Source organism: Enterobacter sp. HK-058-C-ECC, from assembly GCF_047531125.1.
Lineage (GTDB): Bacteria > Pseudomonadota > Gammaproteobacteria > Enterobacterales > Enterobacteriaceae > Enterobacter > Enterobacter quasiroggenkampii.
The window spans coordinates 163,607-180,963 of record NZ_JBLKCH010000003.1 but is presented as its reverse complement, the minus strand read 5'-3'; the positions used below and the strand labels follow the sequence as shown (position 1 = coordinate 180,963).

At 56.2% G+C, this 17,357-nt stretch carries 15 protein-coding genes; 9 read left to right on the top strand and 6 right to left on the bottom strand.

Translation table 11 applies throughout. The annotated features are described in order from the left end of the window. The first annotated feature begins 177 nt into the window (after positions 1 to 177). Positions 178 to 726, top strand: coding sequence for a flavodoxin family protein (locus ACMWJS_RS08960; RefSeq protein ID WP_045909897.1), 549 nt, complete (start codon positions 178 to 180; stop codon positions 724 to 726). Positions 727 to 745: 19 nt separating this feature from the next. On the opposite strand, the gene ACMWJS_RS08955 is transcribed toward ACMWJS_RS08960, so the two are convergent. Continuing rightward, a complete protein-coding gene (locus ACMWJS_RS08955) occupies positions 746 to 1,678 on the bottom strand; it encodes a LysR family transcriptional regulator (protein ID WP_069720001.1) in 933 nt (310 codons plus the stop codon). Positions 1,679 to 1,799: 121 nt separating this feature from the next. On the opposite strand from ACMWJS_RS08955, the gene lysA reads away from it, so the two are divergent. Continuing rightward, positions 1,800 to 3,062 (top strand): diaminopimelate decarboxylase, encoded by a 1,263-nt coding sequence (gene lysA / locus ACMWJS_RS08950; RefSeq protein WP_048224715.1) that lies wholly within the window; start codon positions 1,800 to 1,802, stop codon positions 3,060 to 3,062. On the opposite strand, the gene ACMWJS_RS08945 is transcribed toward lysA, so the two are convergent. Continuing rightward, on the bottom strand, positions 3,032 to 4,069 hold the full coding sequence (locus ACMWJS_RS08945) for a LacI family DNA-binding transcriptional regulator (RefSeq protein WP_111967509.1): 1,038 nt from the start codon (positions 4,067 to 4,069) through the stop codon (positions 3,032 to 3,034). The two genes, lysA and ACMWJS_RS08945, sit on opposite strands and share 31 nt — an antisense overlap. Positions 4,070 to 4,289: 220 nt before the next feature. Here ACMWJS_RS08945 and ACMWJS_RS08940 point away from each other — a divergent pair, with 220 nt between their 5' ends. After that, on the top strand, positions 4,290 to 4,775 hold the full coding sequence (locus ACMWJS_RS08940) for a GNAT family N-acetyltransferase (protein ID WP_414746964.1): 486 nt from the start codon (positions 4,290 to 4,292) through the stop codon (positions 4,773 to 4,775). On the opposite strand, the gene galR is transcribed toward ACMWJS_RS08940, so the two are convergent. Then, positions 4,736 to 5,752, bottom strand: coding sequence for an HTH-type transcriptional regulator GalR (galR, locus tag ACMWJS_RS08935; protein WP_021242019.1), 1,017 nt, complete (start codon positions 5,750 to 5,752; stop codon positions 4,736 to 4,738). The two genes, ACMWJS_RS08940 and galR, sit on opposite strands and share 40 nt — an antisense overlap. 425 nt (positions 5,753 to 6,177) lie before the next feature. Here galR and aas point away from each other — a divergent pair, with 425 nt between their 5' ends. Together aas and lplT are read left to right on the top strand one after the other, a co-directional pair. Further along, positions 6,178 to 8,337, top strand: coding sequence for a bifunctional acyl-ACP--phospholipid O-acyltransferase/long-chain-fatty-acid--ACP ligase (gene aas / locus ACMWJS_RS08930; protein ID WP_414746963.1), 2,160 nt, complete (start codon positions 6,178 to 6,180; stop codon positions 8,335 to 8,337). Further along, on the top strand, positions 8,330 to 9,523 hold the full coding sequence (gene lplT / locus ACMWJS_RS08925; RefSeq protein ID WP_414746962.1) for a lysophospholipid transporter LplT: 1,194 nt from the start codon (positions 8,330 to 8,332) through the stop codon (positions 9,521 to 9,523). Before aas ends, lplT begins: the two co-directional genes overlap by 8 nt. Before the next feature lie 92 nt (positions 9,524 to 9,615). Here lplT and ACMWJS_RS08920 read toward each other — a convergent pair whose 3' ends face one another. The 3 genes from ACMWJS_RS08920 to mutH all read right to left on the bottom strand — a co-directional run bounded on the left by ACMWJS_RS08920 (position 9,616) and on the right by mutH (position 11,827). After that, positions 9,616 to 10,656 (bottom strand): NADP(H)-dependent aldo-keto reductase, encoded by a 1,041-nt coding sequence (locus ACMWJS_RS08920; RefSeq protein WP_048029159.1) that lies wholly within the window; start codon positions 10,654 to 10,656, stop codon positions 9,616 to 9,618. A 131-nt stretch (positions 10,657 to 10,787) separates the two neighbouring features. Then, complete coding sequence (locus ACMWJS_RS08915; RefSeq protein ID WP_008499668.1) at positions 10,788 to 11,006, bottom strand: YgdI/YgdR family lipoprotein; 219 nt, start codon at positions 11,004 to 11,006, stop codon at positions 10,788 to 10,790. 128 nt (positions 11,007 to 11,134) lie between these two features. After that, entirely contained in the window at positions 11,135 to 11,827 is a 693-nt protein-coding gene (gene mutH / locus ACMWJS_RS08910) for a DNA mismatch repair endonuclease MutH (RefSeq protein ID WP_045909890.1), read from the bottom strand. 683 nt (positions 11,828 to 12,510) lie between these two features. Between mutH and rppH the strand changes: the two genes are divergently transcribed. From rppH to thyA, 4 genes are all read left to right on the top strand, one after another. Then, a complete protein-coding gene (gene rppH, locus ACMWJS_RS08905; protein ID WP_013098553.1) occupies positions 12,511 to 13,041 on the top strand; it encodes an RNA pyrophosphohydrolase in 531 nt (176 codons plus the stop codon). 12 nt (positions 13,042 to 13,053) lie between these two features. After that, positions 13,054 to 15,300 carry a phosphoenolpyruvate--protein phosphotransferase gene (ptsP, locus tag ACMWJS_RS08900; protein ID WP_032643187.1) on the top strand — a complete coding sequence of 749 codons (2,247 nt, stop codon included), beginning with the start codon at positions 13,054 to 13,056 and terminating at the stop codon, positions 15,298 to 15,300. Between the two features lie 204 nt (positions 15,301 to 15,504). Beyond that, positions 15,505 to 16,380, top strand: a complete 876-nt coding sequence (gene lgt, locus ACMWJS_RS08895) for a prolipoprotein diacylglyceryl transferase (RefSeq protein ID WP_048224706.1) — start codon at positions 15,505 to 15,507, stop codon at positions 16,378 to 16,380. Positions 16,381 to 16,386: 6 nt separating this feature from the next. Continuing rightward, a complete protein-coding gene (gene thyA / locus ACMWJS_RS08890; protein ID WP_014885081.1) occupies positions 16,387 to 17,181 on the top strand; it encodes a thymidylate synthase in 795 nt (264 codons plus the stop codon). Positions 17,182 to 17,357 lie beyond the last annotated feature (176 nt).

Sequence of the window (17,357 nt, the reverse complement as noted above, 5' to 3'; positions counted from 1 at the left end):
AGGTAACCAGGTGAGATAAAAGTGCCTTCTTACGCCCGTGAATATTTGCGTGTATAAAACGACGTAAGGTTTCTATTTGATACCAGGGAACCGAAAATGGCAACGGGCTCGCAGAGCAATTTTAAAATCGTCTTAATCGTTTGACTCACAAGGCAATATTGCATCAGGAGATAAATCATGAGCGTTGTAGTTATCTATTATTCTGGCTACGGTCATACTAAACGCGTTGCAGAAACAGTCGCCGAGGGCGCGCAGGCTGAGCTGATCGCCATTGACAGCAATGGCGATATTCAGGAAAGCGACTGGCAAAAACTCAACGATGCTAAAGCGATTATTTTTGGCGCGCCAACCTACATGGGAAGCGTACCGTGGCAGTTTAAGAAATTCGCTGATGCGACCTCTAAAGCCTGGTTCGTGCGTAGCTGGCAGGACAAAGTGTTCGCGGGCTTCAGCAACAGCGCCAGCCTGAACGGTGATAAGCAGGTGTCGTTACAATACCTGCAAACGCTGGCCTCTCAACACGGTGGGATTTGGGTGAGCCTGGGGCTACCGCCGTCAAATACGCTTGCCGCTACCCGTCAGGACATTAATAATCTGGGCGGTTCTGTTGGTTTACTGGTGCAGTCTCCTTCAGATGCTGATGCTGGCGCCATTGCCAGCGGCGATCTGCAAACCGCGGTGAAATTCGGCGAGCGTGTAGCGGCTATTGCGAAACGTTTTAACTGAGTGTTCAGGCGCCCGCTGTTTAGTGGGGCGTCTGATTCAACATCTTATTCAGCCGGTCGGTCAACATACTTAGCCCTCCTTGCAGATGCTCACTGAACGCCTCCACCAGCGCCGACGCCGGGCGATGCAATGGGCGGATTAGGCTCACGGTAAAAGGAACCGAGACGCTAAACCGACGCACAACAATTCCACTTTCCGCATAGTCCAGCGCCGTAAGCGGATTCACCACCGCGACGCCGACGCCTGCGCGCACCATCGCACAAATCGAGGCCGCGCTGTGCGTTTCTACCACCATTCGCCGTTTTACCTGATGCTCGGCAAACAGGGTATCCAGCAGCTGTCGATAACTGTCGGTCTGCGACAGGCTAATATAGTTTTCCCCGTGGAAATCTTCCGGCGTGAGTACCGCCTTACCGGCAAGCCGATGTCCGGCGGGCAGAACGCACACTTCATCTAATGAGAGCAACTCCGTGCGCGCCGTGCCCGCTGGGGAGGAGAGGGTCTCGGTTATCCCTAAATCATGACGCTGAGCCGAAAGCCACTCTTCAAGCAGGGGAGACTCCTGCGGCACGATGGTGAGGCTGACCTCCGGATAGCGGGCCAGAAAGGGCTGGAGCAGCATCGGCAAAAAGGATTGCGAGAAGACGGGCAGGCAGACAATCGACAGCTCGCCCTGGCGAAACTCGCGCAGGCTTTCCGCGGCACTCACTATTCTGTCCAGCCCGTACCAGGAGCGCTGGACTTCCTCAAACAGACGTAACCCCTGTACCGTCGGGTGAAGCCTGCCCCGGGTGCGTTCGAACAGCTTCAGCCCCAGCACTTTCTCGAAGCGGGCCAGCTCGCGGCTTACCGTCGGCTGCGAGGTATGCAGCATCTGTGCGGCTTCGGTGAGATTGCCGGTGGTCATCACGGCGTGGAAAATCTCGATATGGCGTAAATTGACGGCGGGCATAGGGCACCTGAAAGCAGAGAACTGTCCATATCATTTTTGCATAGACTCGCGATAAAACGATATTTTTTATTCTCTTTGCGCTGTGGCGTAATCATCAAAACGCATTTATCCGGAGAAGACCATGCCACGCCCGCTGAACCAGACTGATACCGATTTGAACGCCGACAACCTGCTGCGCCTGCCTGCCGAGTTTGGCTGCCCGGTGTGGGTCTACGACGCGCAGATCGTCCGCGAGAAGATCGCCGCCCTGCATCAGTTCGACGTGGTGCGTTTTGCCCAGAAGGCCTGCTCCAATATTCATATTCTGCGCCTGATGCGCGAGCAGGGCGTGAAGGTGGACTCCGTTTCACTCGGCGAAATCGAGCGCGCGCTGGCGGCCGGATACGATCCGAAAGCCGACAGCGACGCGATCGTCTTTACCGCCGATGTGATCGACGATGCGACGCTTGAGCGCGTTCACGAGCTGCAGATCCCGGTGAATGCCGGTTCTGTGGATATGCTGGAACAGCTGGGTCAGGTTTCTCCCGGCCATCGCGTCTGGCTGCGCGTGAACCCGGGCTTTGGTCATGGCCACAGCCAAAAAACCAATACCGGCGGCGAAAACAGCAAGCACGGGATCTGGTATGCCGATATGCCTGCCGCGCTGGAGGTATTACAACGCTACAGCCTGAAGCTGGTGGGGATTCATATGCACATTGGATCAGGGGTGGATTACGGCCACCTGGAGCAGGTGTGCGGCGCGATGGTGCGTCAGGTTGTCGACTTCGGTCAGGATCTGGAGGCGATCTCTGCGGGCGGCGGTCTCTCCATTCCTTATCGCGAAGGGGAAGAGGCGATCGATACCGATCACTATTACGGTCTGTGGAGCGCCGCGCGCGATCAAATCGCCGCGCATCTTGGCCACGCGGTAAAACTGGAAATTGAGCCGGGCCGTTTCCTGGTGGCGGAAGCCGGTGTGCTGGTTTCGCAGGTGCGCAGCGTGAAGGAGATGGGGTCTCGCCACTTCGTACTGATTGACGCGGGCTTTAACGACCTGATGCGTCCGTCCATGTACGGTAGCTATCACCACATTACTGCCCTGGCTGCCGACGGCCGCGATTTAACGCAGGCGCCGCGCGTTGAGACGGTCGTTGCGGGGCCGCTGTGCGAATCGGGTGACGTGTTTACCCAGCAGGAAGGCGGCAAAGTGGAGACCCGCGCGCTGCCAGAGGTCAAGCCGGGGGATTACCTTGTGCTGCACGACACCGGCGCGTACGGGGCGTCAATGTCCTCTAACTACAATAGCCGCCCGCTGCTGCCGGAAGTGCTGTTTGATAACGGCAAGGCGCGGCTGATCCGCCGTCGCCAGACCATTCAGGAACTGCTGGCTTTAGAACTCATCTGAGTAAAGTAGGGCCCGGTGGTGACCGAATCGCGTAAGACCAGCGTGCCGGTAAACGGCGGGATGGCATCGACCGGCTGGTTTCTTGCCAGCCGGATCGCCTGATCGATGGCGGTGACAATCATATTGTCGATGGGCAGATAAACCGATGAGAGCGCAGGCTCCAGCCATTTCGCGCTTGGGGCATCGTCAAAGCCGAACAGTGAAATATCTTGCGGGATTTTAAGCCCCGCCTGGTGTAACGCTTTGGACGCCCCCAGCGCCATATCGTCGTTACAGGCAAACAGGGCGCTAAACGATACACCGTCGGCAATCAATTCCTTGCACAGCTCATATCCCCCGGTCATTCCCGCATCGCCGTACTTAATCCGACGCTCGTCCAGACGGATGCCGTGCTTTTCCAGCGCCTTGCGATAGCCCATCAGCCTCGCTTTTCCGGTTGGGGTATGGATCGGGACGGTGATACAGGCGATCTCCCGATGACCCTGTTCGATCAGATAATCCACAGCCTTAAATGCGGCATCCTGCTGTTCGAAGAACACGCAGCGATCCGGTGCCTGGCTCACTTCACGGTTAATGACCACCAGCGGTGTTTTTACGGTGTTCATCAGTTTGATGATCGCTTTTTCGCTCATATAGCGCGTATAAAGCACGATGGCATCGCACTGGCGATCGGCCAGCATCTGCACCGCCTGCTCTTCCTGTTCCGGCGCGTCGTGACCGTCGGTGACGATCAGCTGTTTCCCGTGGGTTTCAGTCTGCCGCGACGCCTGCTGGAGAAGGCGGCCAAAGTAAAAGCCGTCGAAGGTCGAGACGACCAGACCAATGCTGTTGCTGGTCTGGTTAGCCAGCGAGCGTGCGAGAAAGTTCGGCCGATAGCCCAGCTCTTCCATCGCAGCAAACACCTGCTGACGCGTACTCTCTTTAACCTGACCCGTGCCGTTCAGCACGCGCGATACCGTGGCCTTCGACACGCCCGCGCGCAGTGAGACATCCAGCATTGTTGCCATTCTACATTCCTGCTTCCACGTAATGATCTGCAGTTTAACACAGAGCTTACGCCGTATAAGCGATGCGGGAAGCGCAAAAATTCCGCCACGATCACGCTTTTTGGTAACGATTCGTCAGGCCTGCCTGAAGTCAAACTAAATAGTCTGGCTCTGGTAAAATAATCGCCAATCGAGCTGGAGACGTCAGGCCAGCCCATTAATGAGAATACGCAGGTGAAACGTGAAAAAGACAGTTATCCTCCCGCTCTACGATGCACCGCAGTATGCTGAGCATGTTACCGACTGGATCTGGCAGGCCTTTGGCGAAGGGCTTCCCCGGGAATTTTTCCACAGTATTGTTGAGCACAGCCAGACGCCGGGGGCATTACCGCTGACGTTTATTGCCGTTGAGGACGAAAAGCTTCTTGGTACGGTGGGGCTCTGGCGCTGCGATTTGATCACCCGACAGGATCTCTGTCCGTGGCTGGCGGCGCTGTACGTTGACGACGCGGCGCGAGGCAAGGGGCTGGCGGGAGAACTTCAGCGGCATGTTATCGCTTACGCCGCGCAGTTCGGGTATGAGGAGCTCCATCTCTGGTCTGCCTGCCGCGACTTCTACGAACGTTACGGCTGGCAGTATATCGGTGATGGGCTGGAATACCCCAACACGCGGGTTCACCTCTACCGTTATTCGCTCTGCGCTTCTGCAGGCGACGCAACGGAGTGACGACGGACCAGCGTCGGGCTAAACAGATGCGTTATTTCCGGCGGCTGACGCTGTTCAGCCAGCGCGAGTGCCAGCTCGGCGGCCTGCGTTGCCATGGTGATGATTGGGTAGCGCACGGTGGTCAGACGCGGGCGAACGTAGCGGGAGACCAGCACGTCATCGAAGCCAATCAGCGAAATTTCTGCCGGTACCTCAATCCCGTTGTCATTCAACACCCCCATCGCCCCTGCGGCCATAGAGTCGTTATAGCTGGCAACCGCCGTGAAATTCCGTCCGCGCCCCAGCAGCTCGGTCATGGCCTGTTCACCGCCGCTCTCATCCGGTTCGCCGTAGGCCACCAGACGGTCATTACACGGCAGCCCGTTTTCACGCAGGGCGTCGTAGTAGCCCTGCAGGCGATCCTCCGCATCGGAAATCGGGTGATTGGAACAGAGATAGCCAATTCGGGTATGGCCCTGCTGAATCAGGTGCCGCGTGGCAAGCCAGGCACCGTAGCGGTCGTCGAGGGCAACACAGCGTTTCTCAAAGCCGGGAATAATGCGGTTGATAATCACCATGCCCGGCATCTGCTTCATCAGATGAATCAGTTCGGCATCCGGGATCATTTTGGCATGAACCACCAGCGCCGCGCAGCGGTGACGGATCAGCTGTTCAATGGCCTGGCGTTCCTTTTGTTCGTTATGATAGCCATTGCCGATCAGCAAAAAATTGCCTGTCTGATAAGAAACCTGTTCAACCGCTTTCACCATGGCGCCGAAAAAGGGATCGGAAACATCCCCCACCACCAGCCCGATGGTTTCTGTAGACTGCTGGGCGAGCGCGCGGGCATTGGCATTGGGATGATAATTCAGGGATTCCATGGCGCTTTGTACCGCCTGACGTGATGCGTCACTGGCTTTTGGTGAATCATTAATTACGCGCGAGACGGTTGCCACCGACACGCCTGCCAGACGGGCCACATCCTTTATTGTCGCCATTCATTACCTTCTTATTGGGGGTAAGCGTTTACACACCAAATAGTGTTGCGGAAAAGCGGCGTGCATTCAAGGGGAGCGGATTTTCGCGCTCCACAAACGTGACGCAGCACACCCCTGGCGGTGTAATCGTTACACGCCCAGTCATGTCTGAAGGATGTGAATCTGAACCTTTAGTTACACTTTGCCTCAGGCTGTTGCGATTGTCCGATAGCAAGGGTGTTAAAGAGGTTGATACAGTTGAGATCCCAGAGGTATTGATTGGTGAGAATTCTTAGTACGGTTTCGTACTCATCTCTTGCACCAACCTGCGCGGATGCGCAGGTTTTTTTTCGCCTCCACTTTTGCTGTCGCTCCCTTACCACTTCTCGTGTAATCTGCCACCATTTACTATCGACCCTCCACACTGGCTGGCAAAGGGAGTTGAGATGCTATTTGGGTTCTTCCGTACGCTTTTCCGTATTCTGTTTCGCATCCGCATCACCGGCGATGCCCGGGCGCTTCGCGGCGAACGCGTTCTCATCACACCAAACCATGTTTCCTTTATAGACGGCATTCTGCTGGCGCTGTTTTTGCCCGTGCGCCCGGTGTTTGCGGTGTATACCTCCATCAGCCAGCAGTGGTACATGCGCTGGCTCACGCCGTTGATTGATTTTGTCCCGCTCGACCCGACAAAACCGATGATGATTAAACATCTGGTACGCCTGGTCGAGCAGGGGCGCCCGGTGGTCATTTTCCCGGAAGGGCGTATCTCCGTGACCGGTTCGCTGATGAAAATCTACGACGGCGCGGGGTTTGTCGCGGCGAAGTCAAAAGCGACCGTGGTGCCGCTGCGTATTGAAGGCGCGGAGCTGACCCATTTCAGCCGTCTCAAGGGGCTGGTGAAGCAGCGTCTGTTCCCCAAAATCACGCTGCATATCCTGCCGCCAACGTCGTTACCGATGCCCGACGCGCCGCGTGCCCGCGATCGCCGTAAAATCGCCGGGGAAATGCTGCATCAGATTATGATGGAAGCGCGTATGGCCGTGCGCCCGCGCGAAACGCTGTACGAATCCCTGCTTTCCGCGCAGTACCGCTATGGCGCGAAGAAAAACTGCATCGAAGACATCAACTTTACCCCGGATACCTATCGCAAACTGCTGACCAAGACCCTGTTTGTGGGCCGTATTCTGGAGAAGTACAGCAAAAAGGGCGAAAAGATTGGCCTGATGCTGCCTAACGCGGGCATCAGCGCGGCGGTGATTTTCGGCGCGGTTTCCCGGGGCCGGATCCCGGCGATGATGAACTACACGGCGGGCGTGAAGGGGCTGACCAGCGCCATTGCTGCCGCTCAGATTAATACCGTCTTTACCTCCCGTCAGTTTCTGGACAAAGGCAAGCTCTGGCATCTTCCCGAGCAGCTCACCCAGGTGCGCTGGGTCTTCCTGGAGGATCTGAAAGCGGACGTGACCACCGGCGACAAGCTGTGGATTTTTGCGCATCTGCTGGTGCCGCGTCTGGCGCAGGTCAAACAGCAGCCGGAAGATGACGCCATTATCCTCTTCACGTCAGGCTCAGAGGGCAACCCGAAAGGCGTCGTCCACAGCCACAAGAGCATTCTGGCGAACGTTGAGCAGATTAAAAGTATCGCCGACTTTACCGCGAACGACCGCTTTATGTCGGCGCTGCCGCTGTTCCACTCCTTTGGCCTGACGGTGGGGCTGTTCACGCCGCTCCTGACCGGCGCAGAAGTTTTCCTCTACCCGAGCCCGCTGCATTACCGCATTGTGCCGGAGCTGGTGTATGACCGTAACTGTACCGTTCTGTTCGGGACCTCAACCTTCCTGGGGAACTATGCGCGCTTTGCCAATCCGTATGATTTTTATCGCGTGCGGTATGTGGTGGCTGGCGCGGAAAAACTGCAGGAGAGCACGCGCCAGATCTGGCAGGACAAGTTTGGCCTGCGCATTCTCGAAGGCTATGGCGTTACCGAGTGTGCGCCCGTGGTCTCGATTAACGTGCCGATGGCGGCGAAACCGGGCACGGTTGGCCGAATTCTGCCGGGGATGGACGCGCGTCTGCTGGCGGTGCCGGGCATTGAGGACGGGGGCCGTCTACAGCTGAAAGGGCCAAACGTAATGAACGGGTATCTGCGCGTGGAAAACCCGGGCGTGCTGGAAGCGCCGACGGCGGAAAACGTCAACGGCGAGGTTGAAACCGGCTGGTACGACACCGGGGATATTGTCCGTTTCGATGAACAGGGCTTTGTACAGATTCAGGGACGCGCGAAACGCTTCGCCAAAATTGCCGGCGAAATGGTCTCTCTGGAAATGGTGGAGCAACTGGCGACGGCCGTGTCCGCCGAGAAGATGCACGCCACGGTGGTGAAGAGCGATGCCAGCAAAGGCGAGGCGCTGGTGCTGTTTACGACCGACGGTGAGCTTAAGCGCGACAGGTTACTGAGCTATGCGCGTGAACACGGTATTCCTGAACTGGCCGTGCCGCGCGATATTCGCTACCTGAAACAGCTCCCGGTACTGGGCAGCGGGAAGCCAGATTTCGTGACCCTGAAAGGCATGGTTGAAGAGGCGGAACAGCAAAATGCGTGAGTCAGTACACACTAACACATCCCTCAGGTCGAAAGGCATGATGGCCGTAATCGCCGCGCAGTTTCTTTCTGCGTTCGGTGATAACGCGCTGCTGTTTGCCACGCTGGCGCTGCTGAAAGCCGAGTTTTACCCCGACTGGAGTCAGCCGATCCTGCAGATGGTGTTTGTGGGCGCTTACATTATTTTTGCTCCGTTTGTGGGGCAGGTGGCGGACAGCTTCCCGAAAGGCCGGGTGATGATGTTTGCCAACGGCCTCAAGCTGCTGGGGGCGGCCAGCATTTGCTTTGGCTTCAATCCGTTTATTGGCTACACGCTGGTGGGCATTGGCGCCGCTGCCTACTCCCCGGCGAAGTACGGCATTCTCGGCGAGCTGACCACCGGGGATAAGCTGGTGAAAGCCAATGGTCTGATGGAGTCATCCACTATTGCCGCTATCCTGATTGGCTCCGTTGCGGGCGGCGTGCTGGCCGACTGGCATGTGCTGGCGGCACTGGGCGTGTGTGCAGTGGTGTATGGCGGGGCTGTCGTGGCGAACCTGTTTATTCCGAAGCTGCCTGCGGCTCGCCCGGGTCAATCCTGGCGATTTAAACCGATGACCGGCAGTTTCTTTACCGCCTGCCGCGTGCTGTGGCATAACGGTGAAACGCGTTTCTCCCTGATGGGGACCAGCATGTTCTGGGGCGCGGGCGTTACGCTGCGCTTCCTGCTGGTCCTGTGGGTGCCGGTGGCGCTGGGCATTACGGACAACGCGACGCCAACCTATCTTAATGCGATGGTGGCTATCGGGATTGTGGTTGGGGCGGGCGCGGCGGCGAAGCTGGTCACGCTGGAGACGGTCGCACGCTGCATGCCCGCAGGGATCCTGATTGGCGTCGTGGTGCTTATCTTCTCGCTGCAGCATGCGTTATTGCCCGCGTATGCCCTCCTCATCCTGATTGGTATTCTGGGGGGCTTCTTCGTGGTGCCGCTGAATGCGTTACTGCAGGAGCGGGGCAAGCAGACCGTCGGGGCAGGCAATGCCATTGCGGTACAAAACCTGGGTGAAAACCTGGCGATGCTGTTCATGCTGGGGCTTTACTCGCTGGCGGTAAAAGTGGGGGTGCCGGTGGTGGGGATTGGCGTCGGGTTTGGCGGGCTGTTTGCGATTGCGATTGCTGCATTATGGCTCTGGCAACGTCGCCGTTGATATCTGGCCGGGTGACGGCTTCGCCTTACCCGGCCTGGGTTTGAGCACCTGTAGGCCCGGTAAGCGTCGCGCCACCGGGCAAAAGCGTCAGGCTATGGTGCAGGATAAGTATAAACCTGATGCACTGCTTCAATCTCCGCTAACACCTCTTCACTCAGGTTCAGGTGGAAACTCTCAATATTGGTTTTCAGCTGTTCCATCGTGGTTGCGCCCAGCAGGGTACTGGCAACAAACGGCTGACGACGCACGAAGGCCAGCGCCATCTGCGCAGGGTCAAGACCGTGACGCTTCGCGATATCCACATAAGCGGCAACGGCTTTCTGCGTCTGCTCGCCGCTGTAGCGAGTAAAGCGGCTAAAGAGGGTGTTACGCGCCCCGGCCGGTTTCGCGCCGTTCAGGTATTTCCCCGTCAGGGTGCCGAAGCCGAGACAGGAGTAAGCAAGCAGTTCCACTTCTTCATACTGCGACACTTCGGCCAGGCCCACTTCATAGCTGCGGTTAAGCAGGCTGTACGGGTTCTGAATAGTCACGATACGCGGCAGATCGTGCTTATCCGCCAGGTGCAGATAGCGCATGACCCCAAAGGCCGTTTCGTTAGACACGCCAATGTAGCGGATTTTTCCCGCACGCTGGCATTCGGTCAGCGCTTCCAGCGTTTCCAGCAGCGTCACCGCGGGGGCGCTCTCATTCCAGCTGTACCCGAGCTTGCCAAAGCAGTTGGTTGGCCGCTGCGGCCAGTGTACCTGGTACAGGTCGAGATAGTCGGTTTGCAGGCGCTTGAGGCTGGCGTCCAGCGCGGCGCGGATATTTTTGCGATCGAGGATCTGGTTCGGGCGGATCCCAGTATCGTTGTTGCGCGCGGGGCCGCTGACTTTGGAGGCAATCACCAGCTTTTCACGGTTGCCGCGTTTTGCCAGCCAGTTACCGACGTAGGTTTCGGTAAGTCCCTGCGTCTCAGGACGTGGCGGAACAGGGTACATCTCTGCGACATCAATCAGGTTAATGCCCTGGCTGACGGCATAATCGAGTTGTGCATGGGCATCGGCTTCGCTGTTTTGTTCACCAAATGTCATCGTGCCCAACCCCAGTTGGCTAATTTCCAGAGCGCTGTGGGGGATACGGTGATAATGCATAGCCGGCTTCCTCAGTAGACATATAAACCGCGTCAGGGCGTACCCGACAAAGGAATATAAACATGGCAGAGGGGAAGCAAAAGGGGAAGAAAAAAATCAAAAAGGCCAGCAAGCGACTGACCTCTCTCTGATTATCGCTCGATAATTTGCGATACTTCGTCGCGATTGATCTGCATTTTATTGCCTTCCTGGTCGCGGTAGCTGACCAGACCGGTATCATCGTCGACTTCGGGTTTACCGTCGGTCAGGATCATTCGACCATCTTTTGTCGCCATGACGTAATCGCTGCTACAGCCCGACACGGCAAACGCTAAACCGACTGCTGACACTAATACTGCCCATTTTTTCATCGTTATCGTCCTCATCTGGCTTGTATCAAATCATAATCTAGTATTAACCCGATATGGCGACTTGAGGAAGCGGTAAAATCTTAAAAAGCAGTCGATTATGTTTGAGAGCTCTCAAAATAAGTAAAAAACTATGTTTTCAACAGGAAATGACGTGCGAGTAGTGCGCCGGTGAAATTCTTTTTGAGATAAAAACCGCGCGGCAACGTCAGTATCGGCTCACCCTGCGCGCCGATTGCCTCGGTAAGGGCTTTACTGTTGGCTGCTTTTGGGCGCAGCTGTAATACCTCTCCGTGTCGGGCGGTGATGCGCTCAACCTGCCCAAGAACAATCATGTCCATCAGCTCCTCCCAGTCCAGACGCAGCTGATGCTCCTCATTCTCGTCCGGGCTCCAGAGCAGCGGCGCGCCAACGCGACGGTCGGCCAGGGGGATCTGACGCTCACCCTCAACCGGTACCCACAATACGCGCTTCAGCTTGTGACGAACGTGGCTGGTTTCCCACGTTACGCCGGTATTGCCGGTTAATGGCGCAACGCAGACAAAGGTGGTCTCAAGCGGCTTGCCCTGGCGGTCTACAGGAATGGTTTTTAGCTCCACGCCAAGGGCTGCAAAATCTTGCTCAGGTTTGCTCCCTGCGCTGGCACCCAGCCATAGCTCCAGCAGCATGCCGATCCAGCCTTTATCTCGTTTCAGATCCTTCGGGATCGGCAGCCCGGCCATTGCTGCCAGCTCGCCAAGCGAAAAACCGGCCAGACGCTGTGCCTGCAGTAGCAACTGGCTCTCGCTGGACGGTGGTGAGCCCAAGGGTGTAAGCGGATGCATGACGGTAACCTTTTGATTAAAAAATAAACGAAGAAATTGTCCCCTGTGGATAGAGTTTAACTTTTTCTGTACCAATATGACATCTCTATGATTTATAGGTTTTTTTATTGGTCTGAAATCGTTTCGCCTGGGTGGAAAAAGCGGTTGTTCAAATCTGGTCACTGACAATGAACAGGATCTTACACCATGTTATCCACAGAAAAATGGGATAACTGGGCATAACCCTGACTACTGTTTCCATTTACAGCCTTGACGTGCGATGAAAATCGAATTTTCACACAAATTGTGACTAACTAATTGGCACAATCTGTGGATAAAACCGACGCTGTTCGATCTTTCATCAGCACGACGATCCCTGGTGTGACGATCGTCACGCTATTCAGTTTTTTGTTTACGCAAACGCATCTAACTCTATGAATATAATCATGTTAATCAATGCGAGCAAAAAAGGGTGTTCGACGGTCGTTGAGGTTGTTCATCGGTAATCAGACACTTCTTCACAACTATATCCACAGAAAAGGTGAATAAAATTCCCTTCACTGTCGCTCATCTGTTTATAACTCAGCACTTATTTGTGAGTTATTCAATTGTTATTAGGTTGCAGGCCTGTAAGAGAGTGGTTTACCGCCTCCCTGTAGTGTGAAACAATCATTCATATATAAGGTTTAGTTTGGGGTAGTCCGGTGATTGATGACGATGGCTACCGCCCGAACGTAGGAATAGTAATTTGTAATCGTCAGGGCCAGGTGATGTGGGCCCGTCGATATGGTCAACACTCCTGGCAGTTCCCGCAAGGCGGGATCAATCCGGGAGAGTCCCCAGAACAAGCGATGTACCGGGAGCTTTTTGAAGAGGTCGGTTTGAGCCGAAAAGATGTTCGCATCCTGGCTTCGACCCGCAACTGGTTGCGTTACAAGTTACCGAAACGTTTGGTGCGTTGGGACACAAAGCCGGTTTGTATCGGCCAGAAACAGAAGTGGTTTCTGTTGCAGTTGGTGGGCAACGATTCAGACATCAATATGCAAACCAGCAGTACGCCGGAGTTTGATGGCTGGCGCTGGGTGAGCTATTGGTATCCTGTTCGTCAGGTCGTGTCATTTAAGCGCGATGTTTACCGTAGGGTGATGAAAGAGTTTGCAAGTGTGGTGATGCAGCTTCAGGAGATCCCGCCTAAGCCGCAGAGCGCACCTGCCTGGCGACGTAAAAGAGGTTAAGCTACGCAAATCATGCTCACCCGCTTGCGAGAAATAGTCGAGAAGGTGGCCAGCGCGCCGCGTCTGAACGAGGCGTTGAATATACTGGTCACCGACATCTGTCTTGCGATGGAGACCGAGGTCTGTTCGGTGTATCTGGCCGACCACGATCGGCGCTGCTATTACCTGATGGCGACCCGTGGTTTGAAAAAACCACGTGGACGCACCGTTACGCTCGCATTTGATGAAGGTATCGTGGGTCTGGTTGGGCGACTGGCTGAACCTATTAACCTTGCTGACGCGCAAAAACACCCCAGCTTTAAATACATCCCTTCCGTAAAAGAAGAGCGCTTCCGCGCTTTCCTTGGCGTGCCGATTATCCAGCGTCGCCAGTTGCTCGGCGTGCTGGTTGTCCAGCAGCGTGAACTACGTCAGTACGACGAAAGCGAGGAGTCTTTCCTCGTCACGCTGGCCACGCAGATGGCGGCGATCCTCTCTCAGTCTCAGCTTGCCGCGCTCTTTGGTCAGTATCGCCATACGCGCATTCGTGCCCTTCCGGCATCGCCAGGTGTGGCGATTGCTGAAGGCTGGATGGACGCCACGCTGCCGTTAATGGAGCAGGTTTACGAAGCCTCAACGCTTGATGAAGCGCTGGAGCGCGAGCGTCTCACCGCCGCGCTGGAAGAGGCAGCGAATGAATTTCGTCGTTACAGCAAGCGTTTTGCCGCAGGCGCGCAAAAAGAGACGGCGGCCATCTTCGACCTCTATTCGCACCTGCTCTCCGATGCGCGTCTGCGTCGTGAGCTTTTTGCGGAAGTGGATAAGGGCTCGGTCGCGGAGTGGGCGGTTAAGAAGGTCATCGAAAAATTTGCCGACCAGTTTGCGGCTTTGACCGACGGTTACCTGAAAGAGCGGGCAGGGGATCTGCGCGCTCTGGGGCAGCGCCTGCTGTTCCATCTTGATGACACCATTCAGGGCCCGAATGCCTGGCCAAAACGGTTTGTTCTGGTCGCCGACGAACTCTCGGCAACGACGCTGGCTGAACTGCCGCAGGACAGGCTGGCCGGTGTGGTGGTGCGCGATGGTGCCGCCAACTCACACGCCGCCATTATGGTGCGCGCGCTGGGCATCCCTACCGTTATGGGGGCGGACATTCAGCCGTCGGTGCTGCACCGACGTACGCTGGTGGTCGACGGCTATCGCGGTGAGCTGCTGGTCGATCCTGAGCCGGTTCTGCTCCAGGAATACCAGCGTCTTATCAGCGAAGAGAATGAATTAAGCAAGCTGGCGGAAGATGACGTTAACCTGCCCGCCCAGCTTAAGAGCGGTGAGCGGATCAAAGTCATGCTCAATGCCGGTTTAAGCCCCGAGCACGAAGAGAAGCTGGGCAGCCGCATCGACGGTATTGGCCTGTACCGTACTGAAATCCCGTTCATGCTGCAAAGCGGTTTCCCCTCTGAAGAGGAACAGGTGGCGCAGTATCAGGGGATGCTGCAGATGTTTAACGACAAACCTGTCACCCTGCGAACCCTGGACGTCGGGGCGGATAAACAGCTGCCCTATATGCCGATCAGCGAAGAAAACCCGTGCCTGGGCTGGCGTGGGATCCGCATTACGCTCGATCAGCCGGAGATCTTCCTGATCCAGGTGCGCGCGATGCTGCGTGCCAACGCGGCGACGGGCAATCTCAGCATCTTACTGCCGATGGTCACCAGCATTGATGAGATCGACGAGTCCCGGCGACTGATCGAACGTGCTGGCCGTGAAGTGGAAGAGATGATCGGCTATGCGATCCCGAAACCGCGGATTGGGGTCATGCTGGAAGTGCCTTCGATGGTCTTTATGCTGCCGCAGCTGGCAAACCGCGTTGATTTTATCTCTGTCGGCACCAACGACCTGACGCAATATATTCTGGCCGTCGACCGTAACAATACCCGCGTCGCCAGTATCTACGATAGTCTGCATCCGGCGATTATTCGCGCCTTAGCGATGATTGCCCGAGAAGCGGAGCAGTACGGCATTGATTTACGCCTGTGTGGTGAAATGGCCGGGGATTCCATGTGCGTTGCGATCCTGATTGGTCTGGGATACCGCCATCTGTCGATGAACGGTCGCGCTGTTGCTCGCGTGAAATACCTGTTGCGGCATATCGACATCGATGATGCCCGCGAGCTGGCAGAACGCAGCCTTGAGGCGCAGCTGGCAGCGGAGGTCCGTCATCAGGTCGCGGCGTTTATGGAACGACGCGGTATGGGCGGTCTGATCCGCGGCGGCCGCTAAAGCCCTTCTCCCTCTCCCACAGGGAGAGGGGGAAGGTGAGGGCACCAGCGTACATAAAACCCTATACACATCTTTTACATCTCTGGCGCATCCTCCGCGCCCGCCTTATGCTATGATTCGCAACTTTGGAGCCTCTGCTTACGGCAGAATCGCATTTCTACCGCTGTCCACTTTCAGCGGAATAACAACATCTTGTGGTGACAGATGAACAGTGGTTATCTGCATTTTCCGGAATTTGATCCGGTCATTTTCTCAGTAGGACCTGTTTCGCTTCACTGGTACGGTCTGATGTACCTGGTGGGCTTCATTTTTGCCATGTGGCTCGCTGGTCGTCGCGCCAGCCGTCCTGGCAGCGGCTGGACTAAAAACGAAGTTGAAAACCTGCTGTATGCGGGCTTCCTCGGCGTGTTCCTCGGTGGCCGTATTGGGTACGTATTGTTCTATAACTTCCCGGTATTCCTGAACGATCCGCTCTATCTGTTCCGCGTCTGGGACGGCGGCATGTCCTTCCACGGCGGCCTGATTGGGGTGATCCTGGTGATGGTGATTTTTGCCAAACGCACCAAACGCAACTTCTTCCAGGTGTCCGATTTTATCGCGCCGCTGATCCCGTTTGGTCTCGGGGCGGGCCGTCTGGGCAACTTCATCAACGGTGAGCTGTGGGGCCGCGTCGACCCGAGCGTTTCCTTTACCATGCTGTTCCCGGGCTCGCGCGCGGAAGACATGGCGCTGCTGCCGTCGCATCCTGAGTGGCAGTCCATTTTCGATACCTACGGCGTGCTGCCGCGCCATATGTCTCAGCTGTACGAGCTGGCGCTGGAAGGCGTGGTGCTGTTTATCATCCTCAACCTGTTTATCCGCAAACCGCGCCCGATGGGGGCTGTCTCCGGCCTGTTCCTGATCGGCTACGGTGCATTCCGTATTATCGTCGAGTTCTTCCGCCAGCCGGACGCACAGTTTACCGGCGAGTGGGTACAGTACATCAGCATGGGGCAGATCCTCTCCATTCCGATGATTGTCGCGGGTGCCATTATGATGATTTGGGCGTATCGTCGTCGTCCACAGCAACAGATTTCCTGAGGAACCATGAAACAGTATCTTGAACTGATGAAAAAAGTGCTCGATGAGGGCACGCCGAAAAACGACCGCACCGGCACCGGTACGCTCTCCATTTTTGGCCACCAGATGCGCTTCAACCTGCAAGAAGGTTTCCCGCTGGTGACGACAAAGCGCTGCCATCTGCGCTCGATCATTCATGAACTGCTCTGGTTCCTGCAAGGCGATACCAACGTTGCGTATCTGCACGAAAATAACGTCTCAATCTGGGACGAATGGGCAGATGAAAACGGCAATCTGGGCCCGGTTTACGGCAAGCAGTGGCGCGCATGGCCCACGCCTGATGGCCGCCATATTGACCAGATCACCACCGTGATGAACCAGCTGAAAAACGATCCGGACTCGCGCCGCATCATCGTTTCCGCCTGGAACGTCGGCGAGCTGGATAAAATGGCGCTGGCACCGTGCCACGCGTTCTTCCAGTTCTATGTGGCGGATGGAAAACTCTCCTGCCAGCTCTATCAGCGCTCCTGTGACGTGTTCCTCGGCCTGCCGTTTAACATTGCCAGCTATGCGCTGTTAGTTCACATGATGGCGCAGCAGTGTGACCTGGAAGTGGGCGATTTCGTCTGGACCGGTGGGGATACCCATCTCTACAGCAACCATATGGAACAGACGCATCTCCAGCTGACCCGCGAACCGCGTGCGCTGCCGAAGCTGATTATCAAACGCAAACCGGCATCAATATTCGATTACCGCTTTGATGATTTCGAGATTGAGGGCTACGACCCGCACCCGGGCATCAAAGCGCCCGTCGCGATCTGATGCGATAAAGCCTGACACAACCGGTGCTGTTTAGCGCCGGTTTTTTTTCGCCTGTCTCCCGTTTCCCGAAGCGCTATCCAGAAAGCCTGCAACGCGCTGCAACTCTCCCACTTCTCCGGATGACGTCTCGTAAAACGAGGATCCGATACTCGTCATGTCCACGGCGCTTCGCCACA

Coding starts and splice junctions, on each gene's coding strand:
- ACMWJS_RS08960 (WP_045909897.1), top strand. CDS start 178: ATGAGCGTTGTAGTTATCTATTATTCTGGCTACGGTCATACTAAACGC.
- ACMWJS_RS08955 (WP_069720001.1), bottom strand. CDS start 1,678: ATGCCCGCCGTCAATTTACGCCATATCGAGATTTTCCACGCCGTGATG.
- lysA (WP_048224715.1), top strand. CDS start 1,800: ATGCCACGCCCGCTGAACCAGACTGATACCGATTTGAACGCCGACAAC.
- ACMWJS_RS08945 (WP_111967509.1), bottom strand. CDS start 4,069: ATGGCAACAATGCTGGATGTCTCACTGCGCGCGGGCGTGTCGAAGGCC.
- galR (WP_021242019.1), bottom strand. CDS start 5,752: ATGGCGACAATAAAGGATGTGGCCCGTCTGGCAGGCGTGTCGGTGGCA.
- aas (WP_414746963.1), top strand. CDS start 6,178: ATGCTATTTGGGTTCTTCCGTACGCTTTTCCGTATTCTGTTTCGCATC.
- lplT (WP_414746962.1), top strand. CDS start 8,330: ATGCGTGAGTCAGTACACACTAACACATCCCTCAGGTCGAAAGGCATG.
- ACMWJS_RS08920 (WP_048029159.1), bottom strand. CDS start 10,656: ATGCATTATCACCGTATCCCCCACAGCGCTCTGGAAATTAGCCAACTG.
- ACMWJS_RS08915 (WP_008499668.1), bottom strand. CDS start 11,006: ATGAAAAAATGGGCAGTATTAGTGTCAGCAGTCGGTTTAGCGTTTGCC.
- mutH (WP_045909890.1), bottom strand. CDS start 11,827: ATGCATCCGCTTACACCCTTGGGCTCACCACCGTCCAGCGAGAGCCAG.
- ptsP (WP_032643187.1), top strand. CDS start 13,054: ATGCTCACCCGCTTGCGAGAAATAGTCGAGAAGGTGGCCAGCGCGCCG.
- lgt (WP_048224706.1), top strand. CDS start 15,505: ATGAACAGTGGTTATCTGCATTTTCCGGAATTTGATCCGGTCATTTTC.
- thyA (WP_014885081.1), top strand. CDS start 16,387: ATGAAACAGTATCTTGAACTGATGAAAAAAGTGCTCGATGAGGGCACG.